At 58.9% G+C, this 13,102-nt stretch carries 14 protein-coding genes; 8 read left to right on the top strand and 6 right to left on the bottom strand.

The window, feature by feature from the left end; translation table 11 throughout:
• The first annotated feature begins 168 nt into the window (after nt 1–168).
• The 5 genes from GS605_RS07090 to glmM all read left to right on the top strand — a co-directional run bounded on the left by GS605_RS07090 (nt 169) and on the right by glmM (nt 5,651).
• Complete coding sequence (locus GS605_RS07090; protein WP_171723483.1) at nt 169–810, top strand: cell wall hydrolase; 642 nt, start codon at nt 169–171, stop codon at nt 808–810.
• 73 nt (nt 811–883) lie between these two features.
• Nucleotides 884–2,257, top strand: a complete 1,374-nt coding sequence (locus GS605_RS07085; RefSeq protein WP_171723482.1) for a multicopper oxidase family protein — start codon at nt 884–886, stop codon at nt 2,255–2,257.
• 101 nt (nt 2,258–2,358) lie between these two features.
• Nucleotides 2,359–3,279 (top strand): dihydroneopterin aldolase, encoded by a 921-nt coding sequence (locus tag GS605_RS07080; protein ID WP_170346604.1) that lies wholly within the window; start codon nt 2,359–2,361, stop codon nt 3,277–3,279.
• Nucleotides 3,276–4,274 carry a dihydropteroate synthase gene (folP, locus tag GS605_RS07075; RefSeq protein ID WP_171723481.1) on the top strand — a complete coding sequence of 333 codons (999 nt, stop codon included), beginning with the start codon at nt 3,276–3,278 and terminating at the stop codon, nt 4,272–4,274. Before GS605_RS07080 ends, folP begins: the two co-directional genes overlap by 4 nt.
• Before the next feature lie 33 nt (nt 4,275–4,307).
• Nucleotides 4,308–5,651 (top strand): phosphoglucosamine mutase, encoded by a 1,344-nt coding sequence (gene glmM, locus GS605_RS07070; protein WP_171228515.1) that lies wholly within the window; start codon nt 4,308–4,310, stop codon nt 5,649–5,651.
• On the opposite strand, the gene GS605_RS07065 is transcribed toward glmM, so the two are convergent.
• Nucleotides 5,648–6,550: a DMT family transporter gene (locus GS605_RS07065; protein WP_171633273.1), complete on the bottom strand. Its 903-nt coding sequence runs from the start codon at nt 6,548–6,550 to the stop codon at nt 5,648–5,650. The two genes, glmM and GS605_RS07065, sit on opposite strands and share 4 nt — an antisense overlap.
• A 132-nt stretch (nt 6,551–6,682) precedes the next feature.
• On the bottom strand, nt 6,683–7,705 hold the full coding sequence (ilvC, locus tag GS605_RS07060; protein WP_171633271.1) for a ketol-acid reductoisomerase: 1,023 nt from the start codon (nt 7,703–7,705) through the stop codon (nt 6,683–6,685).
• A gap of 131 nt (nt 7,706–7,836) precedes the next feature.
• Between ilvC and GS605_RS07055 the strand changes: the two genes are divergently transcribed.
• Both GS605_RS07055 and GS605_RS07050 read left to right on the top strand, forming a co-directional pair.
• Entirely contained in the window at nt 7,837–8,292 is a 456-nt protein-coding gene (locus GS605_RS07055; RefSeq protein WP_171723480.1) for an Lrp/AsnC family transcriptional regulator, read from the top strand.
• Nucleotides 8,289–8,747 (top strand): Lrp/AsnC family transcriptional regulator, encoded by a 459-nt coding sequence (locus GS605_RS07050; RefSeq protein ID WP_152457626.1) that lies wholly within the window; start codon nt 8,289–8,291, stop codon nt 8,745–8,747. The genes GS605_RS07055 and GS605_RS07050 overlap by 4 nt, the downstream gene beginning before the upstream one ends.
• 6 nt (nt 8,748–8,753) lie before the next feature.
• Here GS605_RS07050 and GS605_RS07045 read toward each other — a convergent pair whose 3' ends face one another.
• Entirely contained in the window at nt 8,754–9,455 is a 702-nt protein-coding gene (locus tag GS605_RS07045) for a GntR family transcriptional regulator (protein WP_348539704.1), read from the bottom strand.
• Between the two features lie 229 nt (nt 9,456–9,684).
• Between GS605_RS07045 and GS605_RS07040 the strand changes: the two genes are divergently transcribed.
• The gene (locus GS605_RS07040) at nt 9,685–10,812 is read left to right on the top strand and encodes an aminotransferase class V-fold PLP-dependent enzyme (protein ID WP_171723479.1); all 1,128 of its coding nucleotides are present in this window, start codon (nt 9,685–9,687) and stop codon (nt 10,810–10,812) included.
• Between the two features lie 12 nt (nt 10,813–10,824).
• Here GS605_RS07040 and GS605_RS07035 read toward each other — a convergent pair whose 3' ends face one another.
• The 3 genes from GS605_RS07035 to GS605_RS07025 all read right to left on the bottom strand — a co-directional run bounded on the left by GS605_RS07035 (nt 10,825) and on the right by GS605_RS07025 (nt 13,074).
• Nucleotides 10,825–12,021: a UbiH/UbiF family hydroxylase gene (locus tag GS605_RS07035; protein ID WP_171723478.1), complete on the bottom strand. Its 1,197-nt coding sequence runs from the start codon at nt 12,019–12,021 to the stop codon at nt 10,825–10,827.
• 74 nt (nt 12,022–12,095) lie between these two features.
• Nucleotides 12,096–12,344: a hypothetical protein gene (locus GS605_RS07030; protein WP_171228521.1), complete on the bottom strand. Its 249-nt coding sequence runs from the start codon at nt 12,342–12,344 to the stop codon at nt 12,096–12,098.
• Nucleotides 12,345–12,429: 85 nt separating this feature from the next.
• Entirely contained in the window at nt 12,430–13,074 is a 645-nt protein-coding gene (locus tag GS605_RS07025) for a pyrimidine 5'-nucleotidase (protein WP_171723477.1), read from the bottom strand.
• Between the last annotated feature and the right edge of the window lie 28 nt (nt 13,075–13,102).

Below are 13,102 nucleotides of genomic sequence, written 5' to 3'. Positions count from 1 at the left end.
GAATAGTGGGTTATTCGGTCATTCGTAGGCGAAAATTATTTTCGCCACGGGCAATTTTCCACTTGCTTTTTTTAGGATACTGGACCTTTGCGCAGGATTGCGTTAGATGCCTCGTCGCGCCCGCCGGGGGAGGGTATGGCGCGTGATGTGCCTGTGCGAGGTTATCTGATGCTACGTTACATAATGGCTGTTGCTACAATGGCGGCAACCGTGCTGCCGAGTGCGTCCTTCGCCGAGAGGGAAGCAATTGATACTGCAAAGAAAGAACTTGTCGCCCGCAGTGAGCTGCCGGCGCAAAGCTTCCGGGACTATTTCAAGCTGTTCCAGCCCCGCAAGGCGGCTGAACCTGTCGAAGTGTCCTTCTCCAAAGACTGGCTTGACCAGCAACCAAAGGCCTCCGGTGGTGAAAACTGGAAATGCCTGTCCGAAGCCCTGTATTTCGAGGCGCGCGGCGAAAGCGTGCGCGGCCAGTTCGCGGTTGCCGAGGTGATCCTGAACCGGGTCAAAAGCAGCCGTTTCCCGGATTCCCTGTGCGGGGTGATCCATCAGGGGACCGGCAAGAAATACCAGTGCCAATTTACATACACCTGTGATGGCCGCAAAGAGGTCATCCACGAGAAAACGGCGTATGAGCGTGTGGCAAAAGTCGCGCGGGCAGCTATTGATGGTGTGGCGGATGAGTTGACCGAAGGGGCGACGCACTATCACACGACATCGGTCCGCCCGTCCTGGTCGCGGGTCTATAAACAGACGGCGAAAATCGGCGTGCACATTTTCTACCGCCACAACTATCGGACAGCGAGCAACTGATTGACGCACCCGCGCTGGAAGCTTGCTGGCGTGGGGCAGGTTGCATCCTATATTGCGGGCCAGGAGGCCCGCAATGATTTTGAACCGCAGACATCTTTTGCAATCCGCCGCCGCAGCATTTCTGATGCCGCGTGTGGCCAGCGCGGGTTTTGCACCGCTTAATGCGCGTGTAGCCAAATACCCGATCGCGCCAGCAAGTTATCCTGAAACGGTAGTCTGGACATATGACGGGTCTGTTCCCGGCGTTGAACTGCGCGTCAGGCAGGGCGACCGCATCCAGCGCACCCTGATGAACCAGCTCCCGCAAGCCACGTCGGTCCATTGGCACGGCATTCGCATCGAAAACGCCATGGACGGCGTGCCCGGCCTGACGCAGGACGCGGTGGAAGCGGGCGCAAGCTTTGATTACTCCTTCGTCGTTCCCGATGCAGGGACCTATTGGTACCATGCGCATAACCAGTCGATTGAACAGGTTGCGCGCGGGCTTTATGGGCCGCTGATCGTCGAAGAAACCGTGGCCCCCGATGTGGATCAGGATTTGGTGCTGATGCTGGACGACTGGCGGCTTGATCCGGAAACCGCCCAGATCACGGATGATTTCGACAATGGCCATGATCTGAGCCATGCAGGTCGGATTGGGAACATCCTGACCGTCAACGGATCATTCGATCCCGCGTTTGCGGTACGCAGAAACGAGCGTTTGCGACTGCGATTGGTCAACGCCTCAAATGCCCGGATATTTGACCTGGATCTTGATGGTCTTTCAGGGTGGATCGTCGCCTTGGATGGAATGCCCTTGGACACACCGCTGCGGCTGTCGGGCTCTTTCCCGCTGGCACCTGCGCAGCGCGCGGATCTGATTGTGGATGTCGTCACCGAGGGCGAAACGGCAAGCCTGGTCAGCGTCGAAAGAGATGGTTCCTTTGGGCTGGCGCGGTTCGAGGTTGGTGGAAACGCTGCCGGGGCGCACAGGCAGGGCGTGTCAGCATTGCCGCCTAACCCTCTGCCTGAGATCGGGAATTTTCAACGTGCCAGAGCGCACCAGATGGTTCTGCAAGGTGGCGCAATGCGGTGGCTGGAAAGCGGCCGGCTGGGTGGAACGGAACTGTCAGGCCGCGAACTGGCGCAGTTGGGCAAATTCTGGGCGCTGAACGGTTACGCCGAGCGCCCCGAAGATCCGTTTCTGGATGCGGCCGTCGGCAGTTTGCACAGGATCGAGTTCGTAAATGAAACCGCATTTCCGCACGCAATGCATCTGCACGGGCATCACTTCCGGCTGATCATGGACGATGGCTCTCTGGGCCCCTGGCGTGATACCGTTCTGGTCGGGCGGGGACAGACTCGCCAAATCGCATTGATCGCGGACAATCCCGGGAACTGGTTGCTGCATTGTCATATGCTTGGGCATGCTGCTTCCGGGATGATGAGCTGGTTTCGGGTCTCGTGACGCCGCATTCGGCGGTTGGAATGGCGCTTGTTTGAATGCTATAGGCCCTCGCGACGCCTATAGTAGGCAAACTATGCAACGAGCCCGAAAAGGCCTGACCCATGAGTTCTGAAATCCGCTTGGCATTCGCACACCCGTCCGAACGGTCCGAAGCGACGTCTCCTCGGGGGCCGTTGGATCGTATCTCTTTGCGCGACCATATCGTCGAAGTCGAAATCGGTGCCTTCCAGGCCGAGCGGGGAACAACCCAGCGGATCTGTTTCAACATCGTGGTCGAAGTCCGGCCTCTGACAGACCCGATTGATGATGATGTGGACCGCATCCTGTCATATGACCGCGTAACGGAATCCATCGCCTATGAGCTGGCGGCCGAGCGCCTGAACCTGCTTGAGACATTGGCCGAACGCGTTGCGGAACGCATATTGCTTGAACCTCAGGCTGTAAGGGTCTTTGTTCGCATCGAAAAACTGGATCGAGGCCCGGGTGCGTTGGGGGTTGAGATCGTGCGTGGAAAAGACTCGGTCCATCATGAGGTGGCCGAAGAAGAACGCCCGCATCCCCGCCTTGTCTTCCTGTCGAATGACGCCATCGCCTCGGAAAACCTGAAGGGTTGGATCGATCAGTTGGAGAACCGCCAGCGCCCGCTGATCCTGTGTGTCGGGGCGTCCGAACTGGCCGCTCCGCAAACGGGTCATGCGATGACGCAACGCCGAATTGACCTGTTGGCAATTGAACAGAATGCCTGGGTTCTGGCGGCACGGGACCATCGCTGTGTGGTGGTCTCAACGCGGACCGAATTGGATTGGGCGATGAAGAACGGCCAGATCTGTGTCTGGGCCCCATCCAAGATCGTATTGGACGCCGTTGACGGCCCGTCTGCCGCCCCGTCGGATGCCGTGGCGCTGGCTGCATGGTTCGCGGCGACCTTTGAAGCGAGCGAAATGATGGTGATCGGCGGCGCATTGCCGACGGAACCCAAAACGCCCTTGCGTGCTGTTGCGGTGGATCAGGCCCAGCTGTGAGAACCTATTTCAGACCACTGGTTCAGCATGGAGCGACCCGTCCGGCAGGCGCTGTGCCGCTGGCGGGCCAACCCCTTTGGTTCACTCATGCCGAGGCCCTGCGGCGCGGGTCAGAACCCGAAATCGTCGCGGCCTCGGACGTTCCGTCAGATTACCTGAGCCGTTTGATCCAACCGCGGGCTGACGTGGCGGGCCTTGATATGCAGGTGCCTCATATCATGGGGATTCTGAATGCCACGCCGGACAGTTTCTCGGATGGCGGTGTTCACAGCTCGGTAGATGCTGCTCGCGTGGCTGCGGTGAATATGGTGGCGCATGGTGCCACGATTCTGGATATCGGCGGAGAGTCCACCCGTCCGGGGGCGGATTTTGTCCCGGCCGGGGAAGAGATCGCGCGAACCCGCCCGTTGATCGAAGCGATCCGGTCGGAAACAGGCGCTTTGATTTCCATCGATACACGAAAGGTCGATGTCGCCAAGGCTGCCTGCGCGGCCGGGGCAGGGTTGGTCAACGATGTCTCGGGCTTCACCTTCGATCCGGCATTGGCACCGTTCTGTGCCGCGCAGAGAGTGCCTGTCTGTGTCATGCACATGCAGGGTGATCCGGCGACGATGCAGATCAATCCGCAATACGACAATGTATTGCTGGATGTTTACGATTTTCTCGAAGGCCAGATTGCGTTGCTGGAACGTCTTGGCCTGAGCCGCGGTCAGGTCGTTGTGGATCCCGGGATCGGGTTTGGGAAGACCGAGGATCACAACCTGATCCTTCTGCGAAATCTCAGCCTGTTCCACGGCCTAGGCTGCCCGATCCTGTTGGGCGTGTCGCGCAAGGGCTTTATTGGCGCCATCGGAAAAGAGCCTTGCAAGACTGCCCGCGCGCCGGGATCAATCGCGGTGGCTCTGGCCGGATTGTCTCAGGGCGTGCAGATCATCCGCGTTCATGACGTGGCCGAGACCTCTCAGGCCTTGCGCCTATGGGCTGCTGTCCGGTAATCCGGTCGCACGGCAAATCACGGAGTAACACCTATGCGCAAGCTGTTCGGAACCGACGGGGTGCGGGGCACCGCCAACACGCATCCGATGACGGCAGAGATGGCGTTGCGCATCGGGGCCGCTGTAGGGCGGTATTTCCGACGCGACGCGACAGGGGTGCACCGGGTTGTTATCGGCAAGGATACGCGTTTGTCCGGCTATATGCTGGAAAACGCGCTGACGGCCGGTTTGACATCCACTGGAATGAACGTGCTGCTGCTGGGGCCCGTTCCGACGCCCGCCGTTGGCCTCATGACGCGGTCCATGAGGGCTGATCTGGGCGTCATGATCTCGGCCAGCCACAACCCTGCCGAAGACAACGGAATCAAGTTCTTTGGGCCGGACGGCTATAAACTGTCCGATCAGGCCGAGGTCGAGATCGAAAGGCTGATCGACGAAGGCGTCAGACCCGCCCAGGCGCAGAATATCGGCCGGGCGCGCCGGGTTGATGACGCACGGTTTCGCTATGGCGAACGTGTGAAGTCGTCGTTGCCGCGGAACGTCAGTCTGGATGGTTTGAAGGTGGTGATCGATTGTGCGAACGGCGCAGCCCACCGCACCGCGCCAGAAGTTCTGTGGGAGCTGGGCGCAGAAGTGATCCCCGTGGGAATCGCGCCCAACGGCAAGAATATCAATCTCAACTGCGGATCGACCAAGCCGCAACTGGCCGCAGAAACCGTTGTCGCGCATGGCGCCGACGTGGGCATTTGTCTGGACGGCGACGCGGACAGGGTGGTTGTGGTCGACGAAACCGGCCAGGTGGCTGACGGCGATCAGCTTATGGCTTTGCTGGCAACGGCATGGAAGAAATCGGGCCAGTTGAAAGGCGACGCCCTGGTCGCGACCGTCATGTCCAACCTGGGCTTGGAACGCCATCTGACAGCGCAGGGTTTGCGTCTGGAGCGAACGGCCGTCGGTGATCGCTACGTGGTCGAACGGATGCGTGAAGGTGGGTTCAACCTTGGTGGGGAACAGTCCGGCCATATCGTTATGAGCGATTATGCCACAACCGGTGATGGGTTGATGGCTGGGCTGCATTTCCTGGCGGAAATGGTTTTGTCGGGGCGCAAGGCATCTGATCTGTCCAAGCAGTTCGAAACCGTTCCGCAGTTGCTGAAGAATGTGCGCTATTCCAGCGATCAAACACCGTTGGAGGTTCAAAGTGTTCAGGCGGCCATCGCCGATGCCGAGGCGCGGCTGAACGGGCAGGGCCGTTTGTTGATCCGCAAATCCGGGACCGAGCCTCTGATCCGCGTGATGGCTGAATGCGAAGACGATGGGTTGCTGACCCAAGTTGTCGACAGCATCGTGGCAGAGGTCGAAGCCGCCACAAGCTAGTGCCCGAACAATACCTTTCGCAGGCTGAACCACTGGCTGATGGCCATGCCGGTCAGGATCAGCGCCAAAGCGATGTAAAAGCGCAGGGGCAGGGCCTCGGACAGGATCCATGCGCCGAACACCATCGACCAGATCGGCACCTGGTAATTCACCAATGTCAGGAAAACCGACCCGGCGCTGCGGGTGATCGAAACGCGCAAAAGGGTGGCAAACGCGGTTGGCAGCAATCCCAGAACGATCAGGGCGATTGTCGGGCGTGGGCCTTGCCAGGTCGGCAGCCCCTCGGTGACCAGCATTATGGGCAGAAGAAGCACGGCCCCGACAACCAGCGTCAGAGCAGCCAGTACCAAAGGGTCAACCGGCGGACAGCGTCGCGTCAGCACGGATGAACTTGCATAACACAACGCTGCCGTGATGCAGGCCAGTTGTGCGACGGGTTCTGCCCCCTGGCCCAATTGTGCAAGGCCGGGTCCGATCAAAACCAGGGCCCCGGAAAAGCCAAGGCACACCCCCATAAATCGGCGCAGGTTCAGTGGTTCATCCGAGAAGAAATGCGCAAGCGGCAGCACCATCAGCGGGATAGCAGCCATGGACAGCCCCGCAAAGGCAGATGGCACAAATTGCTGCCCCCAGCTCAGCAACATGAATGGCACGGCAGTGGACAGCACGCCAATAAGGACAATCGAAACACTCAGCGCCGGCGTCAGAACCGGCAGCTTGCGACCGGTCGCCCTCATCATCAGCAACAGGGTAACAGCGCCCAGCGTGGTTCGTGAGGTGGCAACGGTGATTGGGCCATACCCTTCAAGCGCCATGGCAACGACCATGAAGGTCGCGCCCCAGATCAGGCCCAGCGTGAAGACGCCGCTCCAGTCCTGTCTTGTCGGCTGTTGAACCATTGATTGTCCTGTCGGAACGCGCGGGTGCGCCAAAAAATTTAACCTGACCGGCTGTTTATGTGCCTTGCCGGACCTTTGTTCAAACGAAAAAGGCGGCCACGCGGGCCGCCCTGTGAAAGGCTTCCGCCCTACTTAGTTCTTTTCTTTGTCAACCATCTTCCCGGCCGAAATCCACGGCATCATGCCGCGCAGCTTGGCGCCGGTTTCTTCGATCATATGCTCGTCATTGGCACGGCGCGCCGCCTTGATGGTCGGCTGGCCAACGGCGTTTTCCAGCATGAAGTCACGAACGAATTTACCCTGCTGGATGTCGTCCAGAACCGCTTTCATGCGCGCTTTGGTTTCGTCGTATTTCAGGATACGCGGCCCGGTGACGTACTGGCCGTATTCGGCGGTGTTCGAGATCGAATAATCCATGTTGGCGATGCCGCCTTCATAGATCAGGTCAACGATCAGCTTCACTTCGTGCAGGCACTCGAAATACGCCATTTCAGGGGCGTAACCGGCTTCGACCAGAGTTTCAAAGCCGCAGCGGATCAGTTCGACCAGACCACCGCACAGAACGGCCTGTTCGCCGAACAGGTCGGTTTCACATTCTTCACGGAAGTTGGTTTCGATGATGCCCGAGCGCCCGCCACCGATGGCCGAGCAGTAGGACAGGCCGATTTCCAGTGCCTTGCCGGTTGCATCGTTGTGGACAGCGACCAGGCAGGGCACGCCGCCGCCTTTGGTGTATTCGCCGCGCACGGTGTGGCCGGGGCCCTTGGGGGCCATCATGATGACGTCGACGCCTTCTTTCGGCTCGATCAGGCCGAAATGGACGTTCAGGCCGTGGGCAAAGGCGATGGCCGCGCCCGGCTTGATGTTGTCGTGGACATATTTTTTGTAGGTCTCGGCCTGAAGCTCGTCGGGCATGGTGAACATGATCACGTCACACCAGGCAGCAGCTTCGGCGATGCCCATCACTTGCAGACCTTCCGCTTCGGCTTTCTTGGCCGAGGGCGAGCCTTCGCGCAGGGCGATGACCAGGTTCTTTGCGCCTGAATCGCGCAGGTTCAGCGCGTGGGCGTGACCTTGCGAGCCATAGCCCAGGATAGCCACTTTCTTGTCTTTGATCAGGTTGATATCGCAATCGCGATCGTAATAGACGCGCATTTCGCCGGTCCTTTCTGGTTTGATTGCGGCGGTTGTATCTGCCTGTTCGCGCAATGGCGATAGGGTTGGGCTTGAGTATTTGCAAAAAAGATGAAGAATAATTCGCAATAGTTAGAGAAAGTGAAAAAATCATGCTTGATGATATTGATCGGCGCATTCTGCGCCACTTTCAAGCAGACCCGAGCCTGACAACAGCGGAACTGGCCGATCTTTGCCGGATCAGCGTGGGCGTCTGCTGGCGGCGAATCGAAAAGATGCAGACCGCAGGGATCATCGAAGGGCAGGAGGCCGTGATAGACTGGGCCGCGATGGGATATGCTGTCGAAGTTTCGCTTCGGATCACGCTCGACAAGACGCAGGCCCGAGCTTTCGACGATTTCACGCAGGCGGCGCGTGACGTGGCAGAGGTAATCGAAATCCAGACCTTTCTGGGTCGTGTCGATGTTCGTCTTTCCGTCATTGCAAGAGATATGAAGCATTATCAGCAGCTTTATCGCGACCGGATTCTGACCCTGCCTCATATTGCCGATATCGAGGCCCTTATGCACATCGCGCGGGTCAAGCGGGACGAGGTGCTGCCGGTATGATCGAACTGGATGAGATTGATCGCCGTCTTCTTCGCGCGCTGCAACAGGATGCCACGCAAAGTGCCGGAGCATTGGGGCGCCGGTTCGGGTTGTCCCAACCCGCCACGTGGCGCCGCATTCGTCGGCTGGAAGAGGCAGGAATAATCAAGGGCCGTCGGCTGCGTCTGAATGCCGAGGCGCTGGGGTTCGGTGTCACAGTCTTTCTGGGCATCAAGCTGGGGCGCAAGGGCCAAGTCAGTCTTGAAGATTTTGAGCGCGCTGTCAGTGCCGTGCCCGAGGTGCAGACAGTCGAACACGTGCTGGGGCTGTATGATTATCGACTGCGTGTCGTAGCCCGGGACTTGGCCGATTTCGAACGTGTTTTGCGGCGTCGGATCATGACTCTGCCGGGTGCAGGCGACGTCGAGGCCAACGTTCTGCTGAGCGAAGAACGTCTGCCCGGTCCCATCGGCTGAACAGAGTCAGTATTTCGTGCGGATGCAATAGCCCGGATGATGCGTCATGCGCGCAAAGGTAAGCGGCCTGTCTTCTTTCCAGGTGGTGCGCTCCATTTGAATCATGGATGTTCCCGCCGTGGTGCCCATGAATTCTGCCAGTCGCGCATCTGCGGAAATGGCACAGAAAGCGACCTCGGCATCGGTGAAAGGTGCGGCCGTCAACAGCCATTCATGTGGCCCCTGTTCGAACAGGTCCGCGTCCTCCACGTCAGGTACGGCCTCGATGTTGATCCATCGTTCTTCCATCTGGAAGGGCCGATTATCTGCATAGTGCATACAAATTACATGTAGAACACGCGCGTCCGGTGCCACGTTGATCTGCGAGGAAAGCCATCCTGGGCTGGTGACCACATTCCTTTCAACAAGCGCATAGCGATAGTTTGCATTCTGGTTTTCGACCACTTGCCGCGCCAGTGACAATTCAAGTTTGGCGTGTTTGCTGGGCTCTTTCTTGACACGTGTCCCGCTCTTGCGTTTGCGCTCGACAAAGCCCTGGTCGGCCAGTTCTCTCAAGGCTCTGTTCACAGTGGCCCGGGCGCAATTGAACTCCTCTGCCAGCTGGGTCTCCGTCGGCAAAAGCGATCCTTGTGGCCAGACACGGCTTTCAATGCGTCGTTTTACTTCGTCTCGAACGAACTGGAAGCTGATCCGCTTTTGTATCGTCACGGGTGAATCTATCCCTTCAAGTATAAAGTGTGCGCATCTGTTCAGAAGCAAGTAGAAGTGTAAAGGGGAAGTGACACTGGTTGGCGTCATTTTTCTGTTTTCAGGAAACTTAGTGAGAAAAATTAAGTGTTTGTTAAGCTTTACGTTGGGTCAAGTTTTGCAGCGAAAGGGCTTTACCCGCACTGACAAAGCGGACAAGACTTCGAAAACGCTTTGGAGAGGATGCGCCATGCCAGGCTTGCTGGAAACCGTTGACCCGGACGGGCTCGAAGAATTCTCGGTCGTATTTACCGACCGCTCGCTGAACCATATGTCGCAAAAGTTTCAGCAGGTGATGCGCGACATTTCGGATATGTTGAAGGGCGTGTACAACGCGGATGGCGTTGCCGTTATTCCCGGTGGTGGAACCTATGCCATGGAAGCGGTCGCCCGACAGTTTGCGCGCGGCGCAGATGTGCTTGTGGTTCGCAATGGTTGGTTTTCGTACCGGTGGAGCCAGATCATTGAAAGCGGTTCTCTGACAAACTCGACCACGGTCATGAAGGCGCGCGAGACTGGCAATTCCAGCCCATCGCCTTTTGCGCCTGCTCCACTCGAAGAGGTCGTCGCCGCGATTCGCGAACAAAAGCCCGGTGTTGTTTTTGCTCCGCATGTCGAAACGTCGGCGGGGGTCATTCTGCCGGATGATTATGTGACCGCGCTGGCAAGCGCGGCGCATGAAGTGGGTGCGCTGATGGTGTTGGATTGCATTGCGTCGGGTTGCGCCTGGGTGGACATGAAAGCCACCGGTGTCGATGTTCTGATCTCGGCGCCGCAGAAAGGGTGGAGCGCCTCGCCATGTGCCGGTCTGGTCATGTTGTCTGAACGCGGAGAGGCACGTCTGGAACAGACCAGTTCCGACAGTTTCGCCCTTGATCTGAAGAAATGGCGGCAGATCATGCAAGCCTATGAAAACGGCGGCCACGCCTACCACGCCACGGTGCCGACCGATGCGTTGCTGGCCTTCCGCGACACCATGGCAGAGACTCGTGAATACGGGTTCGAAAAGTTGCGTGCGGCGCAATGGGCGCTGGGTGACGGTGTGCGGTCGATGCTGAAGGACAAGGGTGTTGTTTCGGTTGCGGCCGACGGTTTCGGCGCGCCCGGAGTTGTGGTCAGCTATACCTCGGATCCCGAAATCCAGAACGGCAAGAAATTTGCGGCACTTGGTATGCAGATTGCCGCAGGTGTTCCGTTGCAATGTGATGAGCCCGAAGGGTTCAGCACGTTTCGGTTGGGTCTGTTCGGGCTCGACAAGCTGTACGACGTGGACGGCACCATCGCGCGTTTGAAACGGGTGCTGGATCAGGTTCTTTAAGCGGACCGGGCCTTAGCGAACGCCGAGGCCCATCTGCATCAAAGTCTTGCGCACGGGGGGCAGGGAATAGAGCGCGTTCAGCCCCATCGCCCGTGCATCCCGCAGCGGCCGCGTCTCGATCATCGAGGCACGGTTCAGCAGATCAATGCCCTTGACGCGCATCTGGACCTCGGTGTGACGGGCCTTGTGATAGGCACCCAGCATCTGTTCGTCTCCCAGACCTTCGGGCCGGGCCTGTGCCAAATCCAGCAGGCAACGCAGGTCGCCCAGAGACATGTTCAATCCCTGTGCCCCGATGGGAGGCACCACATGCGCCGCCTCGGCCATCAGCGCAATGCGTTCACCCGCCAACCGTTCCGCCGATTGGCTGATGATAGGCCAGATCGTTCTGCGGGATGCCAATTTCAGCGGGCCGAACAAACCGCAGGACCGAGAGGTCATGGCGGCCTCGAATGCCTCGGGTTCCAAGTTCAGAAGTTCAACGGCCTTCGGGCCGCGCTCCATCCAGACGATAGCGGACGAGGGCTGCCCGTTCCAGTCCGGCAGAGGCACCAGCGTGAACGGCCCCCCGGATCTGTGAATCTCAGTCGAGACATTCTCGTGCGGAATGGGGTGCGTCACCGCAAATGCCAACGCTTTTTGTCCATATCGAGTTGTGTGCACCTCGATGCCGGCCGCTTCGCGCATTGGCGAATTGCGACCATCGGCAGCAATCACAAGTCTGCACCGAACGCGGCGGCCATCGCTCAGGCCCACGCGGGCCTCGGCGGTTCGGGTGAACAGGCTGGTGGTCGCGGTGCCGGGGCGGAAATCGACATTCGGCAACTCGGCCAGTCGTGCCACCATTTCACGGCGCAACAGCCAGTTGGGCAGGTTCCAGCCGAAAGGTTGTTCGGAGATGTCGGCCGCGTTGAAGTCGCGAACGACGCGTGGCTCGGGCAAGTCGCCCCCGGCGTCAACGATCCGCATGACTTGCAACGGGGCTGCCTGTGCATCCAGTCTTGCCCACAGACCGCATTGTTCCAGCAGGCCGCGCGCAGGCTGCAAGAAAGCCGTCGTACGCAGGTCCGACCCGTCCACGTCCCGCTCGGTGATCGGAGGGCTCGGATCAACGCAGATCACTTCAAAACCTGCTGTTCCGAATACCGCCGCAGCGGTCAGACCGGCGATCCCGCCACCGGAAATCAGGATGTCACAGCTGTCGGACATGGCGCCTCTCATCATTCTGGGCAGAACCTAGTTCGGATCTGCCCCAAGTGCCAAGTGACATCCTGTCCCGTATTTCAGCCCCGTGAAATCAGGATGAGGATCAGAAACATCAGCGGCACCATCATAAGGGCAGGGATGTAGAGGCCGGGAAGGCCGAACAACATGATGGAACAGCCCCACATGCTGAAAATCGCAGCGGCGGTGTAATACAAGTCTTCTGCCTTGGCGTTGACCGCGTCGCGCGCCAGCCATCCAAAGACGGGAATTGCAAAGAAAAGGCGCTGCCAAATCGGTAGGCGCAGCGGCATGTCAATCGCGCTCATCGGGGTCTCCATCTGTTCGTCGCTGCCGCGCATATAGGGGTGTGGAAGCGCGTGCAGAACGTGCAGATCGTCGCAGTGTGACAGCCTATCGCAGGCGCGACAGAAACGCGGTCAGATCGTCCGTGTGATGGTGGATGTGATCGGCTTCATGCGGGTCGGGGGAAACATGAACCGTACGCATTCCCATCTCGTGCGGGGCCGCGAGATTGCGTGGTTCATCTTCGAACATGGCCGCCGTTTCTGTCTGAAGACCGTCTTTTTCAAAAATCGCTTCGAACGCAGCTTTTTCGGGCTTTGGTCGGTACCCTGCATGTTCAACACCGTATATCGCGTCGAACAGGCCTGTCAGGCCGCGTGCCTCGAGGACCCGTTCCGCATAGGGCGCGCTGCCGTTGGTGTAGACGATCCGCCGGCCGGGAAGAGCGCGGATGTGATCGGCCAGTTCCGCATCCGGGTCCATGTGGCTCATGTCAACCTGATGTACCGCGTGCAGGTAGGGGTCGGGGTCCAGATCATGTTCGGCCATCAACCCGGCCAGCGTGGTCCCGTATTCCCGCCAGTAATGCGCGCGCAGCCGGTCGGCCTCGGCCCGGTCAACACCGATGGCTTGCACCACATAATCCGTCATCAGAACTTCTATCTGATCGAACAGCCGCATATGCGGTGGGTATAGGGTGTTGTCCAGATCGAACACCCATTGTGTGACATGACTAAACGAAGGTTTGACCATGGCTTGGGTTTAGGGCGCAGTCGGTCGG

The sequence above is a fragment of the Ruegeria sp. HKCCD7559 genome (assembly GCF_013110575.1).
Taxonomy (GTDB): domain Bacteria; phylum Pseudomonadota; class Alphaproteobacteria; order Rhodobacterales; family Rhodobacteraceae; genus Ruegeria.
The sequence above is the reverse complement of the archived record's forward strand: the minus strand, read 5'-3'. Positions and strand labels throughout refer to the sequence as shown.

What these genes read in the sequence shown, in the direction of transcription:
- GS605_RS07090 (WP_171723483.1), top strand. Translation starts at nt 169, where the DNA reads ATGCTACGTTACATAATGGCTGTTGCTACAATGGCGGCAACCGTGCTG.
- GS605_RS07085 (WP_171723482.1), top strand. Translation starts at nt 884, where the DNA reads ATGATTTTGAACCGCAGACATCTTTTGCAATCCGCCGCCGCAGCATTT.
- GS605_RS07080 (WP_170346604.1), top strand. Translation starts at nt 2,359, where the DNA reads ATGAGTTCTGAAATCCGCTTGGCATTCGCACACCCGTCCGAACGGTCC.
- glmM (WP_171228515.1), top strand. Translation starts at nt 4,308, where the DNA reads ATGCGCAAGCTGTTCGGAACCGACGGGGTGCGGGGCACCGCCAACACG.
- GS605_RS07065 (WP_171633273.1), bottom strand. Translation starts at nt 6,550, where the DNA reads ATGGTTCAACAGCCGACAAGACAGGACTGGAGCGGCGTCTTCACGCTG.
- ilvC (WP_171633271.1), bottom strand. Translation starts at nt 7,705, where the DNA reads ATGCGCGTCTATTACGATCGCGATTGCGATATCAACCTGATCAAAGAC.
- GS605_RS07055 (WP_171723480.1), top strand. Translation starts at nt 7,837, where the DNA reads ATGCTTGATGATATTGATCGGCGCATTCTGCGCCACTTTCAAGCAGAC.
- GS605_RS07050 (WP_152457626.1), top strand. Translation starts at nt 8,289, where the DNA reads ATGATCGAACTGGATGAGATTGATCGCCGTCTTCTTCGCGCGCTGCAA.
- GS605_RS07040 (WP_171723479.1), top strand. Translation starts at nt 9,685, where the DNA reads ATGCCAGGCTTGCTGGAAACCGTTGACCCGGACGGGCTCGAAGAATTC.
- GS605_RS07035 (WP_171723478.1), bottom strand. Translation starts at nt 12,021, where the DNA reads ATGTCCGACAGCTGTGACATCCTGATTTCCGGTGGCGGGATCGCCGGT.
- GS605_RS07030 (WP_171228521.1), bottom strand. Translation starts at nt 12,344, where the DNA reads ATGAGCGCGATTGACATGCCGCTGCGCCTACCGATTTGGCAGCGCCTT.
- GS605_RS07025 (WP_171723477.1), bottom strand. Translation starts at nt 13,074, where the DNA reads ATGGTCAAACCTTCGTTTAGTCATGTCACACAATGGGTGTTCGATCTG.